Source organism: Sphingomonas elodea ATCC 31461, from assembly GCF_000226955.1.
GTDB lineage: Bacteria > Pseudomonadota > Alphaproteobacteria > Sphingomonadales > Sphingomonadaceae > Sphingomonas > Sphingomonas elodea.
In genome coordinates, this window is the sequence record NZ_AGFU01000026.1 from 1 (window position 1) to 26,962 (window position 26,962).

At 66.3% G+C, this 26,962-nt stretch carries 27 protein-coding genes and 1 tRNA gene; 21 read left to right on the forward strand and 7 right to left on the reverse strand.

Annotated elements, in window-relative coordinates; all coding sequences use genetic code 11:
• The 12 genes from KK7_RS0108945 to KK7_RS0108995 all read left to right on the forward strand — a co-directional run.
• Positions 1–970: transferrin-binding protein-like solute binding protein (locus tag KK7_RS0108945; protein ID WP_010544304.1), on the forward strand; the 970-nt coding region annotated here is incomplete at its 5' end.
• Positions 967–2,280, forward strand: coding sequence for a surface lipoprotein assembly modifier (locus KK7_RS0108950; protein WP_010544305.1), 1,314 nt, complete (start codon positions 967–969; stop codon positions 2,278–2,280). The genes KK7_RS0108945 and KK7_RS0108950, both read left to right, overlap by 4 nt.
• A gap of 143 nt (positions 2,281–2,423) precedes the next feature.
• Positions 2,424–3,803, forward strand: a complete 1,380-nt coding sequence (locus KK7_RS0108955) for a globin-coupled sensor protein (protein WP_010544306.1) — start codon at positions 2,424–2,426, stop codon at positions 3,801–3,803.
• A 422-nt stretch (positions 3,804–4,225) separates the two neighbouring features.
• On the forward strand, positions 4,226–6,073 hold the full coding sequence (locus KK7_RS23160; RefSeq protein ID WP_193378008.1) for a HupA family protein: 1,848 nt from the start codon (positions 4,226–4,228) through the stop codon (positions 6,071–6,073).
• Positions 6,074–6,190: 117 nt separating this feature from the next.
• Positions 6,191–9,208, forward strand: coding sequence for an excinuclease ABC subunit UvrA (gene uvrA, locus KK7_RS0108965; protein ID WP_010544308.1), 3,018 nt, complete (start codon positions 6,191–6,193; stop codon positions 9,206–9,208).
• A 60-nt stretch (positions 9,209–9,268) separates the two neighbouring features.
• Positions 9,269–10,201, forward strand: a complete 933-nt coding sequence (locus tag KK7_RS22535; RefSeq protein ID WP_138983939.1) for a hypothetical protein — start codon at positions 9,269–9,271, stop codon at positions 10,199–10,201.
• A complete protein-coding gene (locus tag KK7_RS22540) occupies positions 10,201–10,854 on the forward strand; it encodes a hypothetical protein (protein ID WP_138983940.1) in 654 nt (217 codons plus the stop codon). The genes KK7_RS22535 and KK7_RS22540 overlap by 1 nt, the downstream gene beginning before the upstream one ends.
• An 85-nt stretch (positions 10,855–10,939) precedes the next feature.
• A complete protein-coding gene (gene relB, locus KK7_RS0108975; protein WP_010544310.1) occupies positions 10,940–11,137 on the forward strand; it encodes a type II toxin-antitoxin system RelB family antitoxin in 198 nt (65 codons plus the stop codon).
• 7 nt (positions 11,138–11,144) lie between these two features.
• A complete protein-coding gene (locus KK7_RS0108980; RefSeq protein WP_010544311.1) occupies positions 11,145–11,540 on the forward strand; it encodes a cupin domain-containing protein in 396 nt (131 codons plus the stop codon).
• A gap of 372 nt (positions 11,541–11,912) precedes the next feature.
• Complete coding sequence (locus KK7_RS0108985) at positions 11,913–12,872, forward strand: right-handed parallel beta-helix repeat-containing protein (RefSeq protein WP_040598196.1); 960 nt, start codon at positions 11,913–11,915, stop codon at positions 12,870–12,872.
• Positions 12,873–13,095: 223 nt separating this feature from the next.
• Positions 13,096–13,308 carry a cold-shock protein gene (locus tag KK7_RS0108990; RefSeq protein WP_010544313.1) on the forward strand — a complete coding sequence of 71 codons (213 nt, stop codon included), beginning with the start codon at positions 13,096–13,098 and terminating at the stop codon, positions 13,306–13,308.
• A 77-nt stretch (positions 13,309–13,385) separates the two neighbouring features.
• Complete coding sequence (locus KK7_RS0108995) at positions 13,386–13,583, forward strand: hypothetical protein (RefSeq protein WP_010544314.1); 198 nt, start codon at positions 13,386–13,388, stop codon at positions 13,581–13,583.
• Positions 13,584–13,595: 12 nt separating this feature from the next.
• Here KK7_RS0108995 and KK7_RS0109000 read toward each other — a convergent pair whose 3' ends face one another.
• The 4 genes from KK7_RS0109000 to KK7_RS0109015 form a co-directional block, all read right to left on the reverse strand.
• Positions 13,596–14,042 (reverse strand): DUF1003 domain-containing protein, encoded by a 447-nt coding sequence (locus tag KK7_RS0109000; protein ID WP_010544315.1) that lies wholly within the window; start codon positions 14,040–14,042, stop codon positions 13,596–13,598.
• Between the two features lie 290 nt (positions 14,043–14,332).
• On the reverse strand, positions 14,333–14,890 hold the full coding sequence (grpE, locus tag KK7_RS0109005; RefSeq protein WP_010544316.1) for a nucleotide exchange factor GrpE: 558 nt from the start codon (positions 14,888–14,890) through the stop codon (positions 14,333–14,335).
• A gap of 15 nt (positions 14,891–14,905) precedes the next feature.
• Positions 14,906–15,949: a heat-inducible transcriptional repressor HrcA gene (gene hrcA, locus KK7_RS0109010; protein ID WP_010544317.1), complete on the reverse strand. Its 1,044-nt coding sequence runs from the start codon at positions 15,947–15,949 to the stop codon at positions 14,906–14,908.
• A 35-nt stretch (positions 15,950–15,984) separates the two neighbouring features.
• Positions 15,985–16,572: a DUF6438 domain-containing protein gene (locus tag KK7_RS0109015; protein ID WP_010544318.1), complete on the reverse strand. Its 588-nt coding sequence runs from the start codon at positions 16,570–16,572 to the stop codon at positions 15,985–15,987.
• A gap of 104 nt (positions 16,573–16,676) precedes the next feature.
• Here KK7_RS0109015 and rph point away from each other — a divergent pair, with 104 nt between their 5' ends.
• The 4 genes from rph (at position 16,677) to KK7_RS0109035 (ending at position 19,192) form a co-directional block, all read left to right on the forward strand.
• Positions 16,677–17,390, forward strand: coding sequence for a ribonuclease PH (gene rph, locus KK7_RS0109020; RefSeq protein ID WP_010544319.1), 714 nt, complete (start codon positions 16,677–16,679; stop codon positions 17,388–17,390).
• Positions 17,387–18,058 carry an RdgB/HAM1 family non-canonical purine NTP pyrophosphatase gene (gene rdgB / locus KK7_RS0109025; RefSeq protein WP_010544320.1) on the forward strand — a complete coding sequence of 224 codons (672 nt, stop codon included), beginning with the start codon at positions 17,387–17,389 and terminating at the stop codon, positions 18,056–18,058. Before rph ends, rdgB begins: the two co-directional genes overlap by 4 nt.
• Positions 18,059–18,186: 128 nt before the next feature.
• Complete coding sequence (locus tag KK7_RS0109030) at positions 18,187–18,663, forward strand: helix-turn-helix domain-containing protein (RefSeq protein ID WP_237709171.1); 477 nt, start codon at positions 18,187–18,189, stop codon at positions 18,661–18,663.
• Positions 18,664–18,985: 322 nt separating this feature from the next.
• Complete coding sequence (locus KK7_RS0109035) at positions 18,986–19,192, forward strand: hypothetical protein (protein WP_010544322.1); 207 nt, start codon at positions 18,986–18,988, stop codon at positions 19,190–19,192.
• A gap of 55 nt (positions 19,193–19,247) precedes the next feature.
• On the opposite strand, the gene KK7_RS0109040 is transcribed toward KK7_RS0109035, so the two are convergent.
• A tRNA-Tyr gene (locus KK7_RS0109040) sits at positions 19,248–19,334 on the reverse strand.
• A 120-nt stretch (positions 19,335–19,454) separates the two neighbouring features.
• On the opposite strand from KK7_RS0109040, the gene KK7_RS0109045 reads away from it, so the two are divergent.
• Genes KK7_RS0109045 through KK7_RS0109055 form a run of 3 tightly spaced genes read left to right on the forward strand, consistent with a single transcriptional unit; the run spans position 19,455 to position 22,580 of the window.
• Positions 19,455–21,065, forward strand: a complete 1,611-nt coding sequence (locus KK7_RS0109045) for a M20/M25/M40 family metallo-hydrolase (RefSeq protein ID WP_010544323.1) — start codon at positions 19,455–19,457, stop codon at positions 21,063–21,065.
• A complete protein-coding gene (rlmB, locus tag KK7_RS0109050; protein ID WP_010544324.1) occupies positions 21,065–21,811 on the forward strand; it encodes a 23S rRNA (guanosine(2251)-2'-O)-methyltransferase RlmB in 747 nt (248 codons plus the stop codon). Before KK7_RS0109045 ends, rlmB begins: the two co-directional genes overlap by 1 nt.
• Before the next feature lie 13 nt (positions 21,812–21,824).
• Positions 21,825–22,580 (forward strand): hypothetical protein, encoded by a 756-nt coding sequence (locus KK7_RS0109055; RefSeq protein ID WP_010544325.1) that lies wholly within the window; start codon positions 21,825–21,827, stop codon positions 22,578–22,580.
• 57 nt (positions 22,581–22,637) lie between these two features.
• Here KK7_RS0109055 and KK7_RS0109060 read toward each other — a convergent pair whose 3' ends face one another.
• Entirely contained in the window at positions 22,638–23,021 is a 384-nt protein-coding gene (locus KK7_RS0109060) for a VOC family protein (protein WP_010544326.1), read from the reverse strand.
• Between the two features lie 14 nt (positions 23,022–23,035).
• Positions 23,036–25,783 carry a [protein-PII] uridylyltransferase gene (locus tag KK7_RS0109065; protein WP_010544327.1) on the reverse strand — a complete coding sequence of 916 codons (2,748 nt, stop codon included), beginning with the start codon at positions 25,781–25,783 and terminating at the stop codon, positions 23,036–23,038.
• A gap of 174 nt (positions 25,784–25,957) precedes the next feature.
• Here KK7_RS0109065 and KK7_RS22190 point away from each other — a divergent pair, with 174 nt between their 5' ends.
• Together KK7_RS22190 and KK7_RS0109075 are read left to right on the forward strand one after the other, a co-directional pair.
• Positions 25,958–26,458: a hypothetical protein gene (locus KK7_RS22190; RefSeq protein ID WP_010544328.1), complete on the forward strand. Its 501-nt coding sequence runs from the start codon at positions 25,958–25,960 to the stop codon at positions 26,456–26,458.
• 86 nt (positions 26,459–26,544) lie between these two features.
• Positions 26,545–26,961, forward strand: a complete 417-nt coding sequence (locus KK7_RS0109075) for a glycine zipper 2TM domain-containing protein (RefSeq protein ID WP_010544329.1) — start codon at positions 26,545–26,547, stop codon at positions 26,959–26,961.
• Position 26,962: the final 1 nt, after the last annotated feature.

The following is a 26,962-nucleotide window of genomic DNA, read 5'->3' on the forward strand; positions in this document are numbered from 1 at the left end:
CCCCCCCCCCCCCCCCCCCACCCCCCCCCCCCCCCCCCCCGCCAATGGCAGTTTTACCGGCTCGGCGACGCTGTCGAGCAGCGCGAACAGCTTCGCGGGCAACCTCAACCTTGCGCTGTTCGCCGGCTATAACGGCGCGCTGACCGGCCATTTCTACGGCCCCGGTGCGGAGGAGGTCGGCGCCAGCGCCGCATTGACCGACGCCGCGGGCGAGGCCGCCGCCGTCACGCTCACCGGCGCCAGGGCCGCCGGCAGCAGCGCCGCCGGCAGCACGCCCGCGATCCCCGATTTCTCGGGCGATGCCGCCAGCGGCTATGGCATTGTCGGCTTGCCCGGTCTGTCGGAAACGCTGGTCCTGCTCACCGCTGCCGACCGCGAGGCGATCACCAGCGATGTCGGCTTCGACGTCTATCGCAGGGCGCTCGCCACCGGCACCGTGCAGGCGCGGATCTATGACGCCGGCAAGGGCCCGCTGGCGCTCAGCTATGCGAGCTTTGCCGAGCTGAGCTATCTGGCGAGCAACGCCGCGGCGGGCAGCGATCCGCTGCGCTGGTATCTGCCCTTCGGCCAGCGCACCACCGCCGATCAGATGCCGCGCACCGGCACCGCCAGCTACACGGGCCTGGTATTCGGCAGCGGGACCGCCGGCGGCGCCAGCTACACGCTGGGCGGCAGCAGCAGCTTCGCCGTCGACTTCGCCCGCGCCAGCGCCTCGGGTTCGCTCGCCATTACCGGCAGCAATGCCGCCGGCGCCCGCGACTTCGGCAGCTTCGGCTTCCAGGCCAGCGGCCTGTCGAGCAACGGCTTCACGGGCGCGCTCTCCGCCAGCGGCGGCGCGGGCAGCCTGACAGGCTGGTTCTTCGGCCCGCAGGCGCAGGAAATCGGCGCGCGTTTCGATGCGGTCCGCACGCTGGCCAACGGCGACAAGGCGGTTCTCAACGGCGCGACGGTCGCTAAGAAGGCGCAGTGACCGACCGCTCGCTGATCGCCCTGGCGCTGGCCCTGCTCGCGCCTGCCCCCGCCCTTGCCCAGACGACCGAGCAGCGCCAGGTCTCGGCGGTCGAGCTGTTCACTCTCGCCGCCCGCGCCGAGGGTGTCGGGCGCCCGGCCGACGCCGAGACGATGTACCGCGCGCTCGCCAAAGACCCTGATGCCGAGGTCCGCGCCGAGGCGCGCTTTCGGCTCGGCCAGCTGCTCGAACGGCTGGGCCGCAAGCGCGAGGCGGCGACCACCTATCGCGCGCTGCTCGACGAGAAACCCGACGCCGCGCGCGTCCGGCTCGAACTCGCCCGGCTGCTCACCCAGCTGGGGGACGAGAGCGCGGCGCGGCGGGAGCTGCGCCAGGCCCAGGCCGGCGGGCTGCCGCCGCAGGTGGCGCAGATCGTCGACCAGTTCGCCGCCGCGCTCCGCTCGCGCAAGCCCTGGGGCGCCAGCCTCGAGGTCGCGCTGGTACCGGACAGCAACGTCAACCGCGCGACCGACGCGGCGACGCTCGATACCGTGCTTGCCCCCCTCCAGCTCTCGCGCGACGCCCGCGAGCAATCCGGCATCGGCGCGCGCATCGGCGGTCAGCTCTTCGCCCGCGTGCCGGTGGCGACCAACCTCGCGATCGTCCCGCGCCTATCCGGCCAGGGCGATTTCTACCGCCAGCGCCGTTTCAACGATACCTCCGCCTCGGCACTGATCGGCCTGGAATGGAGCCTCGGGCGCGATCGCCTGCGTCCCTCGGTCGGCGGCACCCAGCGCTGGTATGGCGGCAGCCCCTATGCGCGCACCGCCACCGCGGCGATCGACTGGCAGCATCCGCTCGGTACCAGGGCCCAGCTCACCACCAGCGCGACCGTGGCCGACACGACCTATCGCGGCAACCCCCTGCAGGACGGGCTGCTGCTGAACGGCGCGATCGCCTATGAACGTGCCTTCTCCCCCCGCGCCGGCGGAAGCGTCACCCTGTCCGCCACCCGCCAGACGGCGAACGATCCCGGCTATGCCACCGCCGCCGGCGGCGCGACCCTGCTCGGCTGGCGCGAGTTCGGCCGGACCACCGTCTATGCCACCGCCGGCTTGCGTCGGCTGGAGGGCGATGCCCGCCTGTTCCTGTTCGCGGAACGGCGCAAGGACTGGAACGTCAGCCTCGGTGTCGGCGCCACCTTCCGCCGCATCCAGATCCGCGGCTTCGCGCCGATCGTGCGGCTGGATTGGGAGCGCAACCGCTCCACCGTCGGCATCTATGATTTCACCCGAAAGGCGGCGACGATCGGCCTCACCCGGGCCTTCTGAAACCGCCTCCGGGCTCCCCCGGAATGCACCAAGATACAGGGGAGGTTGGCAATGTTTCGTCACACGCGAAGTCCTGCGGCTACGGGCTGCCGTTCTATAAATCGGGGTGACGCTGATCGCGCCGGTTCACAGGAGTCCCGCCGTTGCACCCCGAACTCGCCACCCGCCTCGAATTCGTCGGTTACACCACTGAAAAGCGCGCGTTGCTCAGCGAGGCGCGGGACACCATCCAGCAGGCCATGGCGCCCGCGCTGGACCGTCTCTACACCCAGATCGCCGCGCATCCCGAAACGGCGAAGATGTTCTCCGGCCAGACGCACATCGCGAGGGCCAAGCAGCTCCAGTCCGAGCATTGGGCGCACCTGTCCGGGGCGGCCTTCGACGACGACTATGTCGCGCGCGTGAAGCGGATCGGCGCCCGCCACGCGCAGATCGGCCTGACGCCGCAATGGTATATCGGCTCCTATGCGATCATCCTCGATTCGCTGATCGAATCGATTGGCGCGATGGACACCGGCCCCCGCCTCCCCTTCGGCCGCCGCAAGGCCGACAGCCGCTTCGACCGGTTGCGCGCGATCGTCACCGCCGCGCTGATCGACCTCGAAATGTCGGTCTCGATCTATTTCGAGCAGGAACAGGCCAGCCGCGCCGACGCGATGAAGGCGCTGCAGGAGCGCGAACAGTCGCTCGCCGGCCTGCTCGTCACGATCACCGAGACGGTGGAGGCGATCAAGACCGGCTCGCAGGAGATCGCCCAGGCCTCGGGCGACCTCGCCCGCCGCACCGAAGCCAATGCCGCCAGCCTCGCCCAGACCGCGTCGTCAGTGCAGGAGATGGACCAGCGCCTCAAGGCCACCGCCGACAGCGCCCGCCGCACGGTGGAACGCGCCGACGGCGCCAAGGCGACGGTCGACACCGGCCGCACGATCACCGAACAGGCAGTTTCGGCAATGGAACGCGTGTCGGACAGCGCCAAGGGCATCGACAGCGTGATCGAGGGCCTCGACAAGATCGCCTTCCAGACCCGCGTGCTCGCGATGAACGCGGCGGTGGAGGCCGGCCGCGCCGGCGAGGCGGGCCGCGGCTTCGCGGTGGTGGCCGACCTCGTCTCCGCGTTGGCGATGCGCGCCGAGGAAGAGGCAGGCCGCGCACGCGACCAGCTGACCGCGACCCAGGCCGACATCGTCACCGCGGTGGGGATGGTCGAGAAGGTCGACGGGGCGCTCTCCAACATCTCGGGCGACGTGGCGGCAGTGAACGCGCTGCTGACCGAGATGGCGCGCGACAACCAGGTCCAGGCCGGCGCGATCACCGAAGTCTCGTCGACGATCGGCGACATGGACCGCGCCACCCAGCAGAACGCCGCGATGGTGGAGGAAACCTCCGCCGCCGCGCAGAACCTCGCCCGCGAAGTCGACAAGCTCGCCCGCCAGGCAAGCAGCTTCGGCGGCGCCGGCGCCCCGGCCCCGAGTGCCGGTGCGCGGGCGACGGTACGGGCGCTGAGCGCGATGGCGACGTTCTGAGTTCGGATCGGGCGCGACTCCCGCCCTTGCGCTGACGCCGGATGGGGACACGGGCGGCGTCTCTCCCACACGCATCGGGGGCGATCGGGCGCGATCGGGCCTCGTCTCCGGGAGACATCCCCGATACGGGACGGGCGGGCATGTCCAGCCCCCCGGCCCGAACATGCCCACCCGAGAAGATGCCGCATCCCCCCAGCTGCGGCATCCTGGGAGACTTGGTGCGCCGGAAGCCAAATGGGGAAGACCTCGGCGCCGGTCAGGGTCTGTCATCAGACGGGCCCTTTTGCGCGTGACCGCCGTCACGCCGACCAACAGGAAGTACGGGTCCCCGCAATGACCTTGCATCACGCCGCGCCAGGAGGACCAAATCGCTTGTCGGGGCCATTCCCCCTCGCCTAAAAACGTTGCGAGGGGGAAATATCGTGAAACACTCTGCAAGCTCGATTGCCGCGCTAGCGGCCTGTGTCCTGCTGTCTGCCTGCAGCGGCGGCGGCGGTGGTGGCGGCGTCGGATCGACGCCCGCACCGGGGGCCGGTACGGGAACGGCACCGGCGCCTAGCCCGACACCCGCGCCCAGCACAACGCCCACGCCGAGCCCCACGCCCACGCCGAGCTCCACGCCCAACGCGTCGCTGCTTGCGCTCAGCAACAGCGAAACGTTCGGAACAGACGCTTCGGCGATCGCTGCCAATTATCCAGCAAACAGCGCCGGTACTGTCACCGCAAGTTCGCCCACAATCTCCGTAGCCTTCGACGCCGTGACCGGAAACTATACGGTGACGTCCGGCAACCGAAGCCAGATCTTCCGGCCTGCGGACAAGGACACCGCCAACAGCAGCGCGCAACTCACCATCTTGCAGCGCACCGTCGGAGACACGACCGATTCGCTCACGCTCACCAATACGGGCACGTCGGGCCCATATCGCTATCAATATGTCGGCGCCGGCTTCTGGCAACGCACGGTGCAGAGCGGTGGGGCGTTGTCGGGTACCGTCGACGCCTTCACCTACGGCGTTCGCACCCCCATCTCAGCGGTGCCGCGTACGGGTCTCGCCAGCTATGCGGTCGACCTGATCGCCGTGCAGGCATATCCCGCCGAACTTGCCAGTCTCGCCGGCACCGGCCAGCTTGACGTAGACTTTACCGGCGGCAACCTCAGCATATCCGGAAGTGGCCGAAGCCTTGGCCTCGTTCAGGGCCGAACCGTGGTTTTCGATTTTCTGGGCCGTGCCACGCTTGCCAGCGCCAGCAACCAATTCACCGGCACGATGTCGCTGTCCTCGTTCGGCGAATCCGGTTCGCTCGCTGGCCGTTTCTATGGTCCAGGCGCGGAGGAGATCGGCGCAACCTTCGCCGCCACCAGCAATACCAGCGACGGAGCGATCCGTACCGTTGGCACGATCACGGGACGCAAGAACACGGTCAACACCGATACGCTCGCCAGCGTCGTAACGCCGCGAAGTTTCGATCTGATAACCATGCCGCTAACCTATTATAGCGATAGTGCCACCGGCTTGGTTACCTCGGCCAACGCCGGGAGCCGCAATCTGGATACGCTGCGGTTCGACCGTTCAGCCGGGAGCTATATGCTGTACGGCACAAACTTCACTGCCGCCACCCTGGTCGCCGCCGAAAGCACGGCAAGGATCAAGACATACCGCGTGACCAACGGTAACGACGTCACGACCTTGAAGATCTATGTACCCACCGGCAGCAGCGGTGAGCTGGTGCTGAGCTATTCGGGCTTCGGTGTTTACAACGCTCAAACCAAGCCGGTTCAGGGGCAGGATGGCTTTGCCTTCCGTTGGTTCGGCTATGGATTAGACACGGTGGCTTCGGCCCTGCCACGCAGCGGCTCCGCAAGCTTCACCGGCCAGCTTTACGGTAACGCGCAGCGTCCCGGGGGCAGTAGCGGCTACGATATGCGTGGAACCGGCAGTCTCACGGTCAGCTTCATGACCGGCGGCGGGGGAAGCGTGAGCGGCACCTTATCGCCGGTGTTCACACCCACCGGCGGCGGCGCTTCATTCGACTACGGGCAGCTCAGCTTCACCGGTCAGCTCCCCTCCGGCCTGAACGCATTCGATGGACCGATCACGCAAGCGGTGGGGGCGACACAGACCTTCTCCGGCTATGGTTTCGGAAGGTTCTTTGGCCCGAACGCCGAGGAAGCCGCGCTGCAGCTATCCGGCAACTACAAGCCGGCCAGCGGGGGCACCCCCAACGACCAGCTTTCGGTTAGCGGCGTGTTGATCGCGCGCCGACCCTGAGCGATCTCCCGGGGGGACTGCAGGCCGCACTGCCCCCCGGTACCCCTCGCAGTCGCGGCATTGGCTCCCTATCTCCGATCTGGAAAACCATTCAGAACAAAGATAGAACCCTCCCCTATGGCACTCACCACGATCTCCGTCCGCGGCGCGCGCGAGCATAATCTCAAGGGCGTCGACATCGACATTCCCCGCGACACGCTGACGGTGATCACCGGGCTGTCCGGCTCGGGCAAGTCGAGCCTCGCCTTCGACACCATCTATGCCGAGGGGCAGCGCCGCTATGTCGAGTCGCTCTCGGCCTATGCGCGCCAGTTCCTCGAACTGATGCAGAAGCCCAATGTCGAGCATATCGAGGGCCTGAGCCCCGCCATCTCGATCGAGCAGAAGACCACCAGCCGCAACCCGCGCTCGACGGTGGCGACGGTCACCGAGATCTACGATTACATGCGCCTGCTCTGGGCCCGCGTGGGCGTGCCCTACTCCCCCGCCACCGGCCTGCCGATCGCCGCGCAGACGGTGAGCCAGATGGTCGACCGCGTGCTGGCGCTGCCCGAGGGGACGCGGCTGCTGCTGCTCGCCCCCGTGGTGCGCGGCCGCAAGGGCGAGTATCGCAAGGAACTCGCCGAGTGGCAGAAGGCCGGCTTCAGCCGCGTCCGCATCGACGGCGAGATGTATCTGATCGAGGAAGCCCCGGCGCTCGACAAGAAGTTCAAGCACGACATCGAAGTGGTGGTCGACCGCCTGGTGGTGCGCGACGATATCGGCACGCGCCTGGCGGAGAGCTTCGAGACGGCGCTCAAGCTGGCCGAGGGGCTGGCCTATGTCGACCTGGTGGATACCACGGTCGAGGCGCTGCAGGGTACGGGCGCGGCGGTGCGCGAGGCGCCCCAGACGTTCGCAGCAGAAGGACAGGATAGCCCCCACCCCAACCCCTCCCCTGAAGGGGAGGGGCCTAAGAAGCAGAAGGGGATGAAGAACACCGGCCTCCCCGACAACCGCATCGTCTTCTCCGAGAAGTTCGCCTGCCCGGTCTCCGGCTTCACCATTCCCGAGATCGAGCCGCGGCTGTTCAGCTTCAACGCCCCCCAGGGCGCCTGCCCGGCGTGCGACGGCCTCGGCGAGAAGCTCGAGTTCGACGAGGATCTCGTCGTCCCCAACCACGATCTCAGCATCAAGAAGGGCGCGGTGGTGCCCTGGGCCAAGTCCAACCCGCCCTCGCCCTATTACATGCAGGTGCTGGGCAGCCTCGCCCGCGAGTTCGGCTTCAGCCTCGATACGCCGTGGAAGGACCTGCCCGGCGAGGTGAAGCTGATCATCCTTCACGGCACCGGCGGCAAGGCCGTCACGCTCACCTTCGTCGACGGCCGCAAGAGCTACGACGTCAAGAAGCCGTTCGAGGGCGTGATCGGCAACCTCAACCGCCGCATGCTGCAGACCGAAAGCGCCTGGATGCGCGAGGAGCTGGGCAAGTACCAGGCGAGCCACCCCTGCGAGGTGTGCGGCGGCGCCCGCCTCAAGCCCGAGGCGCTGGCGGTGAAGGTGGCGGGCAAGGACATTTCCTATGCCACGCATCTCTCGGTGGTCGACGCGCTCGGCTTCTTCCAGACGCTGCCCGAGACCTTCACGCCCCAGCAGCGCGAGATCGCCCGCGCGATCCTCAAGGAAATCGACGAGCGGCTCGGCTTCCTCAACAATGTCGGGCTCGACTATCTCAACCTCGATCGCACCTCGGGCACCTTGTCCGGCGGCGAGAGCCAGCGCATCCGCCTCGCCAGCCAGATCGGCAGCGGCCTGTCGGGCGTGCTCTACGTGCTCGACGAGCCGAGCATCGGCCTGCACCAGCGCGACAACGACATGCTGCTCGCCACCCTGAAGCGCCTCCGCGACCTCGGCAACACCGTGCTCGTCGTCGAGCATGACGAGGATGCGATCCGCACCGCCGATTATGTGATCGACATGGGGCCGGGCGCCGGCGTCCATGGCGGCGAGGTCGTCGCCAAGGGCACGCTGGCCGAGGTGCTGGCGACCGAGGGCAGCGTCACCGCCGACTATCTCAACGGCACCCGCGAGGTGCCACTGCCCCCTAAGCGCCGCAAGGGGAACGGCAAGAAGATCACGGTGCACAACGCCACTGCCAACAACCTCAAGGGCGTGACGGCCAGCCTGCCCCTCGGCACCTTCACCTGCATCACCGGCGTCTCCGGCTCGGGCAAGTCGAGCTTCACGCTCGACACGCTCTACGCTGCGGCCGCGCGCCAGCTCAACGGCGCGCGCGTGCTCGCCGGCAAGCATGACAGGATCACCGGGCTCGAACATTGCGACAAGGTGATCGACATCGACCAGTCGCCGATCGGCCGCACCCCGCGCTCGAACCCGGCGACCTATACCGGCGCCTTCACCAACATCCGCGACTGGTTCGCCGGCCTCCCCGAGGCGCAGGCGCGCGGCTACAAGCCCGGCCGCTTCAGCTTCAACGTCAAGGGCGGCCGGTGCGAAGCGTGCCAGGGCGACGGCGTGCTCAAGATTGAGATGCACTTCCTCCCCGACGTCTATGTCACCTGCGACGTGTGCCACGGCGCGCGCTACAATCGCGAGACGCTGGAGGTGAAGTTCAAGGGCAAGTCGATCGCCGACGTGCTCGACATGACGGTGGAAGACGCGGTCGAGTTCTTCAAGGCCGTGCCGCCGATCCGCGACCGCATGGCGATGCTCGCCGAAGTGGGCCTCGGCTATGTGAAGGTCGGTCAGCAGGCGACGACGCTGTCGGGCGGCGAGGCGCAGCGGGTGAAGCTCGCCAAGGAACTGGCGCGCCGCGCCACCGGGCAGACGCTGTATATTTTGGATGAACCCACGACGGGCCTGCACTTCGAGGATGTGCGCAAGCTATTGGAAGTGCTCCACGCGCTGGTGGAACAGGGCAACACGGTGGTGGTGATCGAGCACAATCTCGACGTCATCAAGACCGCCGACTGGATCCTCGACCTGGGCCCCGAAGGCGGCGTGAAGGGCGGCGAGATCGTCGCCGAAGGCACGCCGGAGCAGGTGGCGAAGGTGGCGGGCAGCTATACCGGGCGGTATCTGGCGCCGTTGCTCAAGCCGCGGAAGGCGAAGGCAGCGAAGGTGGCGGCGGAGTGAGGAAATATTCGTTGCAAGTTGCGGGACGAACATGCTCTCTGCCGACAACTGGAGAGAACGATGTTTTTAGAGAAGCACCACCGGTTCGTCCGCCACTATCAGTTTGCATTCACGCCACGTAAGCCGAGTGCGCCACCGCTACCACTGATCGCACCGGAAGGTCAGTTCAGCATCTTCGATGCTCTTAAAAATGCCGCGGATTCAAATAAAGCGCTAGATGTTCGCCCAAATGGTGACATCATCGAATTGATGTCTATCGACATCCATAAGAAAACTGGCGCTGTCGTTGCCCTACTCCATCGCGCAAGTCCTAATGCCGCAGACCCTATGTATCGCCGAAAGGCTCGAGAAGGCGTTAAGTTGCGCAAAGTTAAGCGAGAAGAGGGAGAAGAACCCTCAGTATCAGCGCACCTGATAATTTTGCCAGATCCAATAAAAGAGAACGTATACAACGCAATACTAGAAGAAATCCCGGGCATGAGCATGAGTCTCGTCAAGCCGGTATTGGCAAAGCCATTGCGAGATTACAATTACCTCTACGAAGACAAAAGAAAGAGAGAAGATTCAACTCATATAATACTGAAGCCCCAAGGCGTTAAATCGGAAAGCGTCACGAACGCGCTTAAGACAGGAAACTTCGGCTATATAATATTAAGCCGACCGGCAGAAGCCGCTTTCATTGACGCTGAAGACGTGTTTGAGCCGGTTGACGAAAAGATGAAGATAAAGGTGAAGGGTAGGATCGACCCAGACACGTGGATGGGAATGATCGGAGGTTTAGCACGCCGGGCGCGCGACGCAGGATGGGACGATTTCCAAATTGACATTGAACTAGATGACGATCGCATGCGACGCGTTCCAATCGCACGAGGAGAGGAGGCGAAAGAAGTTCTCTTTATAAGATCATCCGAGATTAATTTAGACACTGAGCTTGAAGTATGCAGCAACGCGGTGGTTGATGAATTTGTCGAGAAGGCCATCCAAGCGATATAATGCCATTTGTCCTTTTCTCTTTTGGATATTTGAATATCCGTAACTCCTCAGGGAGGCTGGCGTTGCTCAGCGACGCCCTGCCCACCCTTGCGCTTTTCACGCCGATAATGAGCACATTTTGCTTGTTAAGGGACGCCAATTTTTTTGGTCAGAATGGTCTTGTGGATAAGATTGGATCGCTCACCGGCTCTTTGACCGGTTTTTACATTGCCGGACTTCTAGCAGTAGCGACCTTTTCAATCGACCAATCACCCCTCGATAAGCCTATAAAAGTTGGCCCAGCCTTTAGATCGAAGGTATGCTTTAATAATAAGAACGCCATGACGAGACGAGAATATACATGTAGCATTTTCGGCTACCTGGCATTCTTGAGCCTGCTCATTGCCTTGTTCTCGGCAATCTTATCGGGTTCAGCAAATTCCCTGTCGAAGGCGCTAATCAAGTTTGAATTTCAGTCATTTGGTTACGTAATAAATCTACGATTATGGGCGAAATATTCCGTAGAAGCACTTTATTTATTGCTAACCACCCATCTAGCTATAACTACTGGTCGCGGAATGTATTATATTATACACAAGATCTACGACCGAGAGCCGATAGTGAAACCCAAGCCACCCGAACCCAAAATTACGATATTTGACGGAGATCACTGAAACTCTTCAGCTGAGCTTCAAATCACTGGCATGCCTGCTGACGAATCTTCTTCTGCCACTTCGACATTCGCGATATCCTCCGGCCATGCCCGAGGACGACTCCGACTTCCCGGACTCCGCCACCGCGCCGCCGGGGCCAATCCCCTCGCCGGAAGCCTATGACGCATGGTTCCGCGCCAAGATCGAGAGGGCGCTCGCCGACCCCCGACCCGGCATCCCGCACGAGGTCGTCATGGCGCACGTGCAGGCGATCCTCGACCGGCACAAAAAGCCGCAGGACTGACGCCGCCATGCCCCACCTCCCCACCAACCCCGCCCATCTCGGCCGCGCCGCCAGCGCCACCGTCGAGCCCGACTTCACCGGCCCCGACTGGTTCGAGGCCTATACCGCCCGCCATGAAGCGGACGGGCAGGAGGGCCGGCTGGTCTCGCAGTTCGCCTTTTCGGAAAGCTGGGATTCGTGGGAGATGCACCCGCACGGCGCGGAACTCGTGATCTGCACCCAGGGCGCCTGCACGCTCCACCAAGAACATGCCGACGGCAGCACCGGGAGCGTGACGCTCGCCCCGGGCGACTATGCGATCAACCCGCCGGGCAGCTGGCACACCGCCGATGTCGCCCCCGGCACCAGCTGCACCGCGATCTTCATCACCCCCGGCATCGGCACCACCCACCGCCCGCGCTGAGGCAGCCGCCCGGCCCTGCGGCCCGGCCAGTGCCCGCCCCGCGCACCGCCGCCGGTTCATGCCGCCCTGCAGCATATCGCGGCACCGCCCCGGCGCGCGGCAGGCGGCGGGCGCTTCGGTGCGCGAATCGGCGACGCGCCGCCAACCGGGGCCTGCGCGGACCAAGCGTCGGATCCGAAACGACTACACTTGTCATCGAAACGGTCGGGGCAGCGGCCGGCGGGCACAGGCGCCGCACTCGTCTTGTGCAGCAACCGCTCTGCCGCAGCGCAGCACAAATGTCGGCGGGGAGCATTGCTACTCCCGAGATTTGATTTAGCTCCCCGGAACATCGCGTTTTCGGAGGAGATCACCGTGATTGCCACGCTCGCCATGCTGTCTGCGATCACGGTCAGCACGAAAGCGCAGCTCAATACCGCCCTCTGGCGGGCGCGGGGGGGCGATGTCATCTCGCTGCAGCGCGGCGACTATGGCGTGCTCAACCTCAAGGGGCGCAAGTTCGCGACGCCGCTCACCATTAAGAGCGTCTCCGCCGATGCGCCCGCGCGGTTCAGCGGGCTTCGCGTGCAGAATGTCAGCAACGTCGTCCTGCAGGACCTGGAGATCACCCGCGCGCGTGGCAAGGATTCGGCCTGGGCCAAGATGGCGGAGATCACCGGGGCCACCAATTTCTCGCTGATCGGCGGCTTCGTCCACGGGCCCGCCAACGGCAAGTGGCAGGACGACATGAACGGGGTGCGCATCACCGATTCCAACGGCGTGCGGATCAGCGGGGTCACCTTTCATGACGTGCGCATCGCGCTGTCGATCGAGGACACCCGCTCCTTCGTGATCGAGAACAACGAGTTCAGCTATATCAGCTCGGACGCGATGGTCATTCCGGGCACCCGGGAGGGGCGCATCGCCAGCAACAGGGTGTCGACGTTCCGGGTGGCCCCGGGCGTCCATCCGGACGGCATCCAGTGCTGGACGGCGGGCAAGCGGAGCGGCTGCAAGAACATCGAGATCACGCGCAACTCGTTCGTCGCGTCGCCGGGGCAGGAATATCAGGGGATCTTCTTCGGCGACGAGGCGGGGGTCGGCGGCTATGACAATGTCCGCATCGTCGGCAACGTCTTCACCAACCTGCTGTGGCATGCGATCAACGTCGCGGGCGCCGGCAAGGCGCTGACGATCAACAGCAATATCGTGACGGCCGGGCCGTGCTGCCGCTCGTGGATCCGCACCGCCGGCGCCGCGAGCGTTTCCGGAAACGTCGCCCCCACCTTCTGGATCGCCGGCAAGAAAGGCGTGCCGGCCGGCAATCGCGAAGGCGGCGTCTACAAGCCCTGAGCCGCGCCCGGCGGATCGCCCCGGTTCGTCGCCCGTTTCGGCATCCCCGCCGCAATCCGGCCCATTGCCATTGCATAAAAGCGCCCAAGCGCCCACATAGGTGCGGCTACAGTCGCAAATCGTTGGTCTCTGGCGCTTTGCGGCTCCGTTTTCCTTCCATCCCTGCCCCTGAAGCGCGAGGTCCGCCCGCACGGGGCGCGCCGACAATGCAAGGAAAACGTTCATGAGCATCACTGGCACCGTCAAGTTCTTCAACGCCGACAAGGGCTATGGCTTCATCGCGCCGGATACCGGCGGCAACGACGCCTTCGTCCACATCACCGCGGTGGAGCGCGCCGGCATGATCACGCTGCAGCAGAACCAGCGCGTGACCTATGAGCTGGAGCAGGATCGCCGCGGCAAGATGGCGGCGGTCAATCTCCAGGCGGCAGACTGACCTGAAATCCAAGACGGCGGCTCCATCCGGGGCCGCCGTTTTCGCATGCCCCTCCCCCTCCAGCGGAGACTGCACCCATGACCGAAATCGAACTGTTCCGCGCCCGTGCCGACGAAGCCGGATCCGCCGCCGCCCAGAGCGATCTCGACAATGTCCGCGAGCGGCACCTGCGTGCCCAGGCCGCATGGGAGGCCATGGCCGTCCGGGCCGAACGCGTCGCCACCCAGCGCGCGCTCAACGAGGCCGAGAAGGAAGCACGCGCCGTCGCCTTCTGAGGGGGACGCCGCTCAGCGCGGCGCCCGCACCTCCATCATCCGCGCGATATCGGCGTGCAGCGCATCGATCTTGGCGTGCAGTTCCTCGATCTGCGCCTCGGCGCGCAGGTTGGTCTCATAGTCCATCCGCGCCTCGAGGCGGTCCTTCGCCGCCTGGCGGTTCTGGCTCATCATGATGATCGGGGCCTGCAGCGCTGCGAGCATCGACAGCATCAGATTCAGGAAGATAAACGGAAACGGGTCGAACGCCCGTGCCGCCAGCACGACCGTGTTGACCAGCGCCCAGGCGGCGAGGAACAGGCCGAAGCCGATGATGAACCCCCAGGATCCGCCGACCGCCGCGACCCGATCGGCAAGACGCTCGCCGAAGGTCAGGCGTTCGTCGAACACCGTGTTGAGGTCCCGCGCCCCGCCGCCGATCCGGCGCAGGTCGTTCAGGAAACGAATGGCTGCATTCATGGATACACCTCACTGCCGACCGGCCCGCCCGGGCCGGCGCGTGAGGTGACCGAGTACGATCAGATCAGCGCGGCGGCCCGGACAGGCGCGGTCGGTCTACTTTGATCGTTACTGGGCATGGTTCCTTCTCGGATCCGTTGCGAAAGAGTCGCGGCTGTCCCGCGACCGCCCCGCAAATGGGCGCGGCCTCGGCGCGTGTCAACCAAGGGAAAGGGCGGCGCGCGTCCCGATGCGACAAGCCGCCGAAACAACGTCCCGCCCCCCTTTGCCGGAAGGCGGGACGCTGGCGATCAGTCGGGCTTCTTCGCCACGGCGACGAGTGCCGGGCGCAGCAGCCGGTCCTTGATCATGTAACCGGCCTGGATCTCCTGCACCACGGTGCCGGGTTCCTTGTCGGCAACGGGCATTTCCATCATTGCCTGGTGCTTGTTGGGATCGAGCGTCTCGCCCAGCGCCTCCACCTTGGAGATGCCGTGGCGGCCGAACACCGCCTCCAGCTCGCGGCCGGTGGCTTCCAGGCCCACGACCAGGCCCTTCATCTTGTCGTCCTCGCGCAGCTCGGCGGGGATCGCCTGCAGCGCACGGCCGAGATTGTCGGCAACGGAAAGGATGTCGCGGGCAAAGCTGGTCGCGGCATAGGCACGTGCATCCGCCACTTCCTTCTCGGTGCGGCGGCGTAGATTCTGCATGTCGGCCTGGACGTAGAGATGCGCCTGCTTGGCCTCGGCCAGCTGCGCCTCCAGTTCGGCGACGCGATCCTGTTCGGATCCCTCGGGGGCGGCCTGTGCAGTCTCCTGCGCCAGCGTTTCGCCTTGGGTCGGTTCGGTATTTTCGGTGTTCTCGGACATGGTTCCCTGTTTTCTTCAGGCCAGCAAACGGGCCAGTGTGGCCGCCGTGAAATCCACCATGGGCACGACGCGGGCATAGTTCAACCGCGTCGGCCCGATCACGCCGACGACGCCGACGACGCGGCCGTCGAGCGCGCGTACCGGCTTGGCGATCACCGACGAGCCGGAAAGCGCGAACAGCTTGTTCTCGGATCCGATGAAGATGCGTGCCGCCTCCCCCTCCCGGGCGCTGTCGAGCAGGCGGGCAATCTCTTCCTTGCCTTCCAGCTCGTCGAGCAGCTGGCGGACACGGTCCAGGTCCTCCGCGGCGCCGGTGTCGATCAGCCGGGCCTGGCCGCGGACGATCAGCACCGGGCGGCGCCCGCTGTCCTCGCTCCATACGGCGAGACCGCGCTCAACGAGATCGGCCGCGGCGGCATCGAGCGCCGCCTGCTGCTGGCGCAACTCCCGCTCGATCCGCACCCGCGCCTCCGCCAGGGTGAGCCCCGCAAGCGTCGCGCTCATATAGTTGGCCGCACGCTGCAGCGACATCGGGTCGACCCCGCCGGGCAGCTCGACGACGCGGTTCTCGACCGAGCCATCCTCGCCCACCAGCACCGCCAGCGCGCGATCCTGGCTCAGCGGCACGAAGCCGAACTGGCGCAGCACCGTCTCCGCCATCGGCACCAGCACCAGGCCCGCGCAGGCAGAGAGGCCGGAAAGCGCCGCCGTGGTTTCCGCGATCGCATCCTCCACCGGCCCGCCGATCCCCGCGCGCGCCTCGATAGCCGCGCGTTCCTCGATCGAGGGTTGGTTCGCCTGCATCATGCCGTCGACGAACAGCCGCAGCCCGCTTTCGGTCGGCATGCGGCCCGCGCTGGTATGGGGCGCGGCGAGCAGGCCCAGTTCCTCCAGATCCTGCATCACGTTGCGGATCGAGGCCGGCGACAGGTTGAGCGCCGAGATGCGCGATATTGTGCGCGATCCAACCGGCGCACCGCTGTCGAGATAGGATTCCACCACAATGCGAAACACGTCGCGCGCGCGGTCGGTCAGCTCGTGGATCGGCGGCGTGATCATGGTGCCCCGTATCTAGGCGGTGAGACGGGCGTGCTTCAAGGGCGCGCGCCGATCAACCCGGCGATCGGCAACAGATCGGGTGCGGACCCCAGCGCATCCGCCATCATGCGGTTCCGCTCGCGATCGCAGCCGAAGTAGAAGGAAAGGGCCCGGTGGCCGGCCTTGCCGTCCCACTGCACCTCCACGCTCGGCATATCGGTGGCCGCCTGCCCGCAGGTAGGTTCGCCGGGAGCATAACGGACCGTGCCGCTTCGGGGTCGATAGGGCGCCAGCCGGGTGAGGAAGGCCGTGTACTGCGCGGGCGTGACGCGGAAGTCGCGCGCGCCGCTGACGGCGGTGAAGCGCTGTCCCTCGAAGGTGCCGGTCCCGTCGGGTCGCACGGTGACCGTGTAGACCGGGCACGCACCGAAGCACGGGCTCGTGGCATAGCGGATCATCTCCCCCCGCACGATCGGGACGGCCGGCGGTGCCAGCGCGCCGGCGGCGACGGGCGGTGGGGCGGGGCGCGACGGCACCGCCGGGGGTGCGGGCGCCGGGCGCATGGGCCGATCGGGCGGGGCCACCTGCGGGATGCAGCCGCCAAGCATCGATCCGCCGAAAACCAGTGCAACCAACAGGCGCATGCGTGTCTTTCTCCCCATGCCTTGTTCTCGCGTTTTTGCGAGACTGGCGGAACGCGCCGCCACGGTCTAGGTGCCCGGCTCGACCTTTAGGGAGACTGAATCGCATGCGCCCATCCGGCCGCGCCCCCGACGAGATGCGGGAAATCACCATCACCCCGAACTTCACCCGCCACGCCGAAGGCTCGGTGCTGATCGGCTTCGGCGACACCCGCGTGCTCGTCACCGCCAGCGTCGAGGAGCGCGTGCCGCCGTTCCTGCGCGGCAAGGGCGAAGGCTGGGTGACGGCCGAGTACGGCATGCTCCCCCGCGCCACCCATACCCGCGGCCAGCGCGAGGCGGCCAAGGGCAAGCAATCGGGCCGCACCCAGGAAATCCAGCGCCTGATCGGCCGTTCGCTGCGGGCGGTCACCGACCTCAAGCTGCTCGGCGAGCGGCAGATCACGCTCGATTGCGACGTGCTCCAGGCTGATGGCGGCACCCGCACCGCCGCGATCTCGGGCGCTTGGGTGGCGCTGCGCCTCGCGGTCAACAAGCTGATGGCCGAGGGCGCGATCACCGTCGATCCGATCACCACCCAGGTGGCGGCGGTGAGCTGCGGCATCTACCAGGGCACGCCGGTGCTCGACCTCGACTATCCCGAGGATTCGTCGGCCGATGCCGACGCGAACTTCGTGCTGCTCGCCAACGGCAACATCGCCGAGGCGCAGGCCACCGCCGAGGGTGCCACCTATGACGAGGAAGGCCTGCTGCGCCTGCTCCGCCTCGCCCGCATCGGCTGTGCGCGCATCTTCGACGCCCAGCTGAAGGCAGTCGGATGAGCGGCGAAGGCGACGCCCCCCAGGCCATCCGCAAGCTCGCCCCCGGCAAGCTGGTGATCGCCAGCCACAATGAAGGCAAGGTGCGCGAGATCCGCGAACTGCTCGGTCCCTATGGGATCGAGCCGGTCTCGGCCGCCGAGCTGGACCTGCCCGAGCCCGAGGAAACCGGCACCAGCTTCGTCGCCAATGCCGAGCTGAAGGCGCTGCAGGCGGCGGACCTGTCGGGCCTCCCCGCGCTTGCCGATGATTCGGGGCTGTGCGTCGAGGCGCTGGGCCTCGCGCCCGGCATCTACTCGGCCCGCTGGGGCATGGCCGCACCAGGCATGGACGGGCTGGCGCCGGTCGCCCCGTTCGAGGGCCGCGATTTCGGCCTGGCGATGCAGCGCGTCGAGGACAAGCTGGCGGCGCTGCCGCCGGAGACCAGCCGTGCGGCCCATTTCGTGTGCGCGCTGGCGCTCGCCTGGCCGGACGGGCATGTCGAATGGTTCGAGGGCCGGGTGCATGGTGAACTTGCATGGCCGCCGCGCGGGCAGCAGGGCTTCGGCTATGATCCGATGTTCGTGCCGCTGGGCCATGCCGAGACTTTCGGCGAAATGGATCCCGCCGCGAAGCACGCGATGAGCCACCGCGCCGATGCATTTCGCCAGTTGGTATCGGCAGTCTTCTGATTGCGGGTGAGATCCGACACCGCAGATATTCGCGATGTGGAAGGTTTAAGCTATACTAACGACGTCCGTATGTTGATCGGATCCCGATCGCTGCCTAAGCGTGTTCCACGATGAGGGAGAAATTGGTGGTGCCGAGCGCCGAACTTTTCCAGGAGGTCGATGCTCGGCTTAGCGAGATCAAGCAGTTGTTCACGCAGTTGGCGAGCGAATCGCCTTCGGCCGTTCCGACGGAAGGTGCTCGGTCGCGCGGACTGGACCACATCGATCTCGCGCGGATGATGCTGTGGGCACGCACCCTGCTGGAAAGCGAAGTCGCCACCGATCTGTTCGCCGATCCCGCCTTCAATATCCTGCTGACGTTATATGTTAGCCGGCACGACGGGCAGGATGTTTCGACCTCCGCCGCCTGCACCGCATCGGGCGTGCCGACCACGACGGCGCTGCGCTGGATCAACGCGCTGACCCGGCGCGGCATGGTGCGCAAGCGTAGCCTGCCCACCGATCGACGCTTCACCTATCTGGAACTGACCGACGATACGCGTGCGGCGCTGGAGCGCTATTTCGATCTCATACTGGACCGCGGTCTGAAGCAACTGGCACCATAATCCCGTACTTGGAAGCAAGTCGTTCCATGGACAGGGAGATGTTCGCCGCTTCGGTATCCTCGCCGAAGCGGTCGAGCAACACGATCGCATCCCGAAGATGCGCGCACGCCACTTCGATCCCAGAACTCCGTTCATCCATCGTGTCAAAAACTCGCGTATCTTTATATCCACAATGGATTTTTATGAACGCGACGACAAGTCAGGAGTTATCCCGGTGCGGGACACACCAAAGGCACGTCTCAACGCATTCGTAATAGACGAGACATTGCACAGCTAAGTCCATTTTGGATATAGGGCACCCTTCCCCTAAAAGGATCGCCCGGTGACGCCGCTTTCTACGCTCCTCGAGCGCGCCGAAGCAATTTACCTCACCCATGGTGCGGGTAGCGCTTCGCATCTGCTCAAACAGATAGAAACCGCGATTCAGCGCGGCGAGCCCGTCCAGCAGATCCGCGAGCTGGACCATCTTCTGCAGCTGATCGAATATCGCGAGCGCACACTGGCGTTGTACGGCAACCGCGAGACATAAAAGGTCCGCTGTTCCGATATACCGCGATCCTGGAGAGGATCGCTCGCAGCGGCGGTGGTGGATAGGGATGGATTCGAACCACCGTAGGGCGAAGCCCGGCAGATTTACAGTCTGCTGCCTTTAACCACTCGGCCACCTATCCATGGAGACCGCCGCTTGCGAGCGAGGGGGCCCAATGCCGAAGCCGGACGTGCCTGTCAACGCCTTGCGTGCACTCTTTTGCCCGCATAGCGTCCCGCGGTCACATTTTTGGGGGAAACCAATGCGCCGCACCATTCTCGCCGTCACGGCAGCCCTGCTCGCCAGCAGCGCGCCCATCGCCGCCCAGACGATTCAGACCAGCGCAACCGATCGGGTGATCGATCAGGGCACCAATCACAGCGAGGTGATGCGAATCGCGCAGTATCTGACCGACGTGATCGGCGCGCGCCTCACCAATTCGCCCGGCATCCGCAAGGCCGAGGACTGGACGCAGGCCAAGTTCCGCGAATGGGGCCTGGTAAACGTCCACAAGGAAGGCTTCGAGTTCGGCCGCGGCTGGTGGAACGAGAAGCTGGCGGTGCGCATGGTCGCCCCCCGCCCGCTCCAGCTGGTCGCCGCGCCCCTGCCCTGGACGCCAGGCACCGGCGGCGCGGTGCGCGGCGAGGTCGTGGTTGCACCGCTGGCCGACGAGGGCGCCTTCGCTCAGTACAAGGGCAAGCTGCAGGGCAAGGTGGTGCTGATCACCGAGCCGCGCGAGCTGGAGGAAGCGACCGAGGCGCCGTTCAAGCGCTGGAGCGTGGAAGAGATGGCCAAGCGCGACTTCTACGACCTGCCCAACGGCGCCGAGGGCGGGCGCGGCTTCAACCCGGCCCGCCTCACCTTCGCCGCCAAGCGCGATGCCTTTCTGAAGGCGGAGGGCGCGATCGGCTATGCCATCATGTCCAGCCGCAACGGCAAGCTGGTGCACGGCCAGAACAGCCAGTTCCAGGTCGGCCAGTCGGGCCAGCTTCCGGGCATCGAGATCGCGGCCGAGGATTATCGCCGCCTCGCCCGCCTCGCCAAGATGGGCGCCAAGCCGACGCTGGAAATCGATGCGATCAACCATTTCGAGGATGGCGACACCAAGGCCTACAACATCCTGGCCGACATCCCCGGCACCGACCCCAAGGCCGGCTATGTCATGGCCGGCGCGCATTACGACAGCTGGGCGATGGGCGACGGCGCGGCGGACAATGCCGCCGGCAGCGCGATGGTGATGGAGGCCGCGCGCATCATCAAGGCATCAGGCATCAAGACCAGGCGGGCGATCCGCTTCGCCCTGTGGTCGGGCGAGGAGCAGGGCCTGCTCGGCTCGATGGCCTATGTCGAGAACCACATCGCCAAGCGCCCGGTCGAGGCCGGCGCGACCGGCATCGTGCGCTACATGACGTGGAGCCGCGCCTTCCCGATCACGCCGGGGCCCGATCACGGCAAGCTCGCCGCCTATTTCAACCTCGATAACGGATCAGGAAAGATCCGCGGCATCTATGCACAGGGCAACACCGCGGTGATGCCGATCTTCGAGCAGTGGTTCACGCCGTTCCACAGCATGGGGGCGACCATGGTCTCCGCACGCCGCACCGGCAGCACCGACCATGTCTTCTTCGACGCGGTGGGCGTGCCCGCCTTCCAGTTCATCCAGGACCCCCTCGACTATGGCTCCATGGTGCATCATACGGACGTCGACACGTTCGATCATCTGAAGGCCGACGATATGCGCCAGGGCGCAACCATCCTCGCCGCGTTCCTGATCAACGCCGCCAACAGCGATCAGCCGCTGCCGCGCGCGCCGCTTGCGACCGCGCCGACGCCGGCCGATCAATTCTATCCCTTCCCGGAGTCCGCACACTGATGAAACGTCGAGGCCATCGTCCCAGCCAGGCATCCGCATCGCGGCCGCGCTTCTACGGCCGCCACGCGGTGCTCGCGGCGCTCGCCAACCCCGAGCGGACGGTGCGCAAGATCTGGGGCACGCGCGAGGCGCTGTCGGCGCTGGACCTGCCCCCGGTCATCCCGATCACCTATGCCGACGTGGCCGATCTCGGCCGCCTGGTGCCGGCCGATGCGCCGCACCAGGGGCTGGTGATCGAGGTCGACCCGCTCGAGGAGATCTGGCTGGGCGATCTCCTGGAGCGGGGCGCGGAGGACAAGCGGCCGCTGCTGGTGCTCGACCAGGTGACCGATCCGCACAATGTCGGCGCGATCCTGCGCTCGGCGGCGGCGTTCGATGCGCTCGGCATCGTCACGCAGGACCGGCACGCGCCGCCCGAGACGGGCACCCTCGCCCGCTCAGCGGCAGGCACGCTGGAAGTGGTTCCCTGGGTGCGCGTGGTGAACCTGTCGCGCGCGCTCGACGAGATCGCCGAAGCCGGCTTCTGGCGCGTCGGCCTGACCGGCCACGCCAAGGCGACGCTCAGCGAGGTGATGGGCGAAGGCCGCGTCGCACTCGTGCTCGGCGCCGAGGGCGAAGGCATGCGCCAGAATACCGAGGCGCATTGCGACGAACTCGCGCGCCTGCCAATCTCGCCCAAGGTGGAGAGCCTGAACGTGTCGAACGCCGCGGCCGTGGCGCTCTACGCGGTGAACACGCGCGGCTGACGGGAGACCGGAGATGGGCAAGATGTGGCGTGCGCTGGCGTTGGTGGTACTGGCGCCGATCGTGCTGGCGAGCTGTGTGTTCGTCCCCGGCAAGTTCGATTCCGCACTGACCATCCACCGTGACCGCAGCTTCACCTTTACCTACAAGGGCGAAGTCGTCGCCATCGACCTGAAGGGCATGGGCGGTGCCTTCATGAAGGCGACCGACGCGGAAGAGGCGAAGAAGAAGGGCAAGGACGCCGAGGCCGAACTGGCCCGCACCGAGGCTGCCAAGGCTGCCAATGCTGCCATAGCCGCCAGGCGCGACGACGAGTATCGCAAGCTCGCCGTCGAACTGGCCAAGGAAGCCGGTTATCGCAGCGTCGAATATCGCGGCAACGGCATCTTCCATGTCGATTTCGCGCTGTCCGGCGTGCTCGATCACGCCTTCGTCTATCCCTACAACCAGGATAACGAGATCATCCTGCCCTGGATCGCGATCGAGCTGCGCGGCAAGGATGCCCTGCGCGTGAAGGCCGCGGGCTTCGCGCGGCAGAAGAGCGATGCGGCGGGGCTTGGCGGCATGGGGTCGGGCCTGATGGACGACACTGCCCAGGCCGCCGACCGGATGGATGGCACCTTCACCCTCACCACCGATGCCGAGGTGCTGAGCCAGAACAACGAAAATGGCGCCGAGACGGTGGGCAGCGAGCGGGTGATCCGCTGGCAGATCGGCACCAAAACGAAGGACGCGCCGATGGCGTCGCTGCGGGTAGCGCCGCTGCGCTGATCGGGGAGCCGCAGGCGGGGGCCGCCTGCACCCCCAAAACAGCGACGGTTGCCGGCCTTACTCCGCCGGCGGTTCCCAAAGCTCGATCGGATTGCCCTCCGGATCATGGATCCGCGCGAAGCGACCGGTTTCGGGCGTGTCCCACTCCGCCCGGGTCTCGATCGCGACACCGGTCGCGTTGAGCTGCTCCAGCAGGCTGTCGATGTCGACCACGCGCAGATTGAGCATCGCGTGCTTGTCGGCGGCGAAATAGCGGCTGTCCTCGGCGAACGGCTGGAAGACGATGCCGCCAGGTTCCGGATACCAGAACCAAGGGCTCGCCTGCCCGCTGGCATCGGTGCCGCAGCCGCCGCCGACGCCGAGCATTTCCTGATACCAGGCCTTTAGTCCTTCGGGATCCTTGGCACGAAAGAAATAGCCCCCGAAACCCACTACCGGCATGCCCTTCCCCCCGATCAGGCGGCCTGGGCGATTTCTTCCCCGGCCGCGGCCTCCAGCAGACGTCGCTCGATCGTCTTGAGTCGCGACGTCGAACTGATCTTATCGCCGATCAGGTCGGTTAGATAGAAAGTATCGACCGCGCGCTCGCCATAGGTCGCGACATGCGCGGAGTGGATCGTCACCTTCGACTGGAACAATGCGTTCGCCAGGCTGTAGAGCAATGCCGGCCGATCGCGGGCATTGACTTCGATGACGGTGAACCGGTTCGACGCCTTGTTGTCGATGAACACATTGGGTTCGATCGAGAAGGCATCGGCACGCAGTCGCACCGGTGCCTTGGTCTTGAGCCGTTCAGAAAGCCGCGCGCGGTTGGCGAGCGCGTCGGCGATGCCGGTCTTCAGCCGGTTGAGCCGCGCTTCCTCGTCGAAGGGCTGACCGAACGGGTCCTGCACCAGGAAATTGTCGAGCGCCATGCCGTCGCGGGTGGTGTGGATGCGCGCATCGATGATGTTCCCCCCCGCGACATGGATCGCCCCGGCGATGCGGTAGAACAGGCCCGGATGGTCGGCGGCATAGACGGTCACCAGCGTCGCGCCGCGATCGGGATAGACCTGCGCCTCCACATGCAGCGTCGCATTGCCCGCCTCCGCCACCATGACGGCATTGCGCGCCAGCACATCGACCGGCTCGGCGATCCAGTAGCTTTCGGTGAAGCGCTTCTTGAACGCGTTCATTCGGCCCGATTCCCAGCCGAGTGCCTCGGCCAGTTCGTCCTGTTTGGCGGCGATCCGCTCCGCGCGGCCGCGCTGCTTGTGGCCGAGCCGCAGCACTTCCTCCGCAGCCTCGTAGAGATTGCCCAGCAACTGCCGTTTCCAGCCGTTCCACACGCCCGGCCCGACCGCGCGAATGTCGACCACGGTCAGCGCCAGCAGCATGCGCAGGCGCTCGGCGCTCTGTACCTGGGCGGTGAAGTCCAGGATGGTCTTGAAGTCGGCCAGGTCGCGCTTGAAGGCAGTGGCCGACATCAGCAGGTGCCATCGCACCAGCCAGGCGACCATCTCGGTCTCGGCGGCGCTAAGGCCGAGGCGCGGGCACAGGCGCTCGGCGACTTCTGCCCCCAGAATCGAATGGTCGCCGCTACGCCCCTTGGCGATGTCGTGCAGCAGCACCGCGACATAGAGCGCACGGCGCGAGGCGAGTTGGTGGAGCAGCCCCGTCGCCAGCGGGTGGTCCTCCTTCAGCTGCCCCTTCTCGATCCGGCTGAGCAGGCCGATCGCGCGGATCGAATGCTCGTCCACCGTATAATGGTGGTACATGTCGAACTGCATCTGCGCGACGACGCGGCCGAAGTCCGGCACGAAACGGCCGAACACGCCCGCCTCGTTCATCCACCGCAGCACGGTTTCGGGATCGCGCGGCGATGTCAGCACATCGAGGAACAGCGCGTTGGCGCGCGGATCGTTACGGACTTCGTCGACCAGCTTGGCGTCGCGCGCGGCGGCACGCATCGCAAGCGGGTGAATCTCCAGCTCGTGCAGGTCGGCGAGTGCGAACAGCTCGATCAGCCGCACCGGGTCCTCATGGAAGAAGCTGTCGCGCGGCAGCGCCAGCCGCCCGCGCTCCAGCACGAAGCCCTTCAGCTTGCGCCGCCCGCGCCACAGTGCCGGCAAGCCGAAACGGCGACCGCGCGCGGCGAACTTCTCGTCCAGATGCGCGAGGAACACGCCCGTCAGGTCGCCCACCACCTTCGCCTGGAGGAAGTAATAGCGCATGAAGCGCTCGACCCTGGACATGCCCGGCCGATCGGCAAAGCGCATGCGGTCCGCGATCTCGCGCTGCACGTCGAAGGTCAGCCGATCCTCGGGCCGGTTGGTGATCAGGTGCAGATGGCAGCGCACCGCCCAGAGGAAGTTCTCCGCGCGGCGGAACTGGCGATATTCGGCCGGTGTCAGCAGCCCGGCCTCGACCAGTTCGGCCGGCTCGCGGACGTTATAGGCGAACTTGCCGATCCAGAAGAGCGTATGGAGGTCGCGCAGGCCGCCCTTGCCTTCCTTCACGTTTGGCTCGACGACATAGCGGCTGTCGCCCATCTTCTTGTGGCGGGTGTTGCGCTCCTCCAGCTTGGCGGTGATGAAGCCGCGCGCGCTGTCCGCCTGCACCTCCGCCTTGAAGCGGCGCGCCGCCTCTTCGTAGAGGCCCGTATCGCCCCAGACATAGCGCGCCTCCACCAGCGCGGTGCACACGGTGACATCGGCCTTAGCCTGGCGCACCATCTCGTCGAGCGAGCGGGAGGAATGGCCCACTTTCAGCCGCATGTCCCACAGCGAATAGAGCATGGATTCGATCACCTGCTCGCTCCAGCCGGTGACCTTCCAGGGCGTGAGGAAACCGATATCGATATCCGAATGCGGCGCCATCTCGCCCCGCCCATAGCCGCCCACCGCGATCAGCGTCATCCGCTCGGTCGCGGTGGGATTGGCGTTCGGATGCAGCCGCTCCACGGTGAAATCCCACAGGAGGCGCAGGATCTGGTCGGTCAGGAAGGCGCCGGCGGCGGCGATTTCCAGACCGCGCGACGGATGCTCCGCCAGCCTACGAGCGATCTCCGCCTGTCCGGCGTCCAGTGCCGCCTTCAGTTCGGTCGCTCCCGCCTGGCGCAGCGCGGCGGTGTCGCGCGCCTGCAGGCCTGCAAGGCGTTCGGCGACGGCGCGGCGGTCGATCAGGGCGCGCCGGTGGGGGACGGAGTCGAAGCGGGACGGCATGAAGAGTCAGATAGGCGGATTTGGCGAGAAGTTCACCCGGCACGGCGATACGCGCGCGATTTTGCTGGGCGGGACCGTGGGTTGGTCAAGCAGAACCGTCGAGCGGTCGGGTAGCGGATCGGAACACCCTCCCGCCCCGGCCCGTTGTCGATGCCGAACCTAAAGGAGATTCCGATGGCATCTGCAAGCAACACGCCCAAGCCCGCCACCCCGCGCAAGCGGGCGCCCAAGGCGGCACCCGCCGCGTCGCCCAAGGCGGGCACGAAGGCCGATCCCGCGGCCGCCAAGCCCACCGCCAAGGCCCGGCCGAAACGCGCGCCCAAAGCCGCCGCACCCGCGACCCACGTCGAGAAGAAGACCTCGGGCATCCGCAAGGCAGGCATCGCCGCGATCGCCGCGACCGGGCTGGGCGCGGTGGGCGCGCTCGCCTTCGGCCTGCTGCGCAATCGCAAGGCTGGCGAGGCCACGACCGGCACCGTCCCCACCGACCTGATGGGCGACGCCCATCCCGACGGCTCGACCCGCGCGATCGAGGACTTCCGCCCCGACCCGTCCGCCCCCGTGCCGGAGAGCGAGCGGGATGCACTCCGCCCGGCGCTGGCGGGCGGCAGTGCCCCCACGCTTGTCGCCGGACAGGCGGACGCGCTGCGCCGCATCGACGCCGCCCCATCCTGAGCCACCCGCAACGGCACGGCCGCGCAACCTTCGCGGCGGTCGCGCATTGCCCGCACACCCCCAACAAGGATCAGGAGAGAGATCCGATGCGCATCTTCGCTCTGGGCATGGTCGCTGCGGCCACGCTGGTTTCCGGCTGTGTCGGCGACGGCTACGGCACCGGTTCGGCCAGCTATGGCGGCTACCGTTCCTACGACTATAACCGGCCGGACCCCGCCTATAACGGCTATTATGCCGACCGCTATTATCGCGACGACGCGCGCTATCGGGAACGCCGCCTGTCGCGCAACGACCGCGTCTATCGCGGGCAGGACGGCCGCTATTATTGCCGCCGCAACGACGGCACCACCGGCCTGATCGTCGGCGGTGTGGCCGGCGGCCTGCTTGGCAACATCATCGCGCCGGGCGGTTCGCAGACGCTGGGCACGCTGCTCGGCGCCGCTGCCGGCGCGGCGGCCGGTCGCTCGATCGATCGCAACAACAACCAGGTCACCTGCCGCTGAC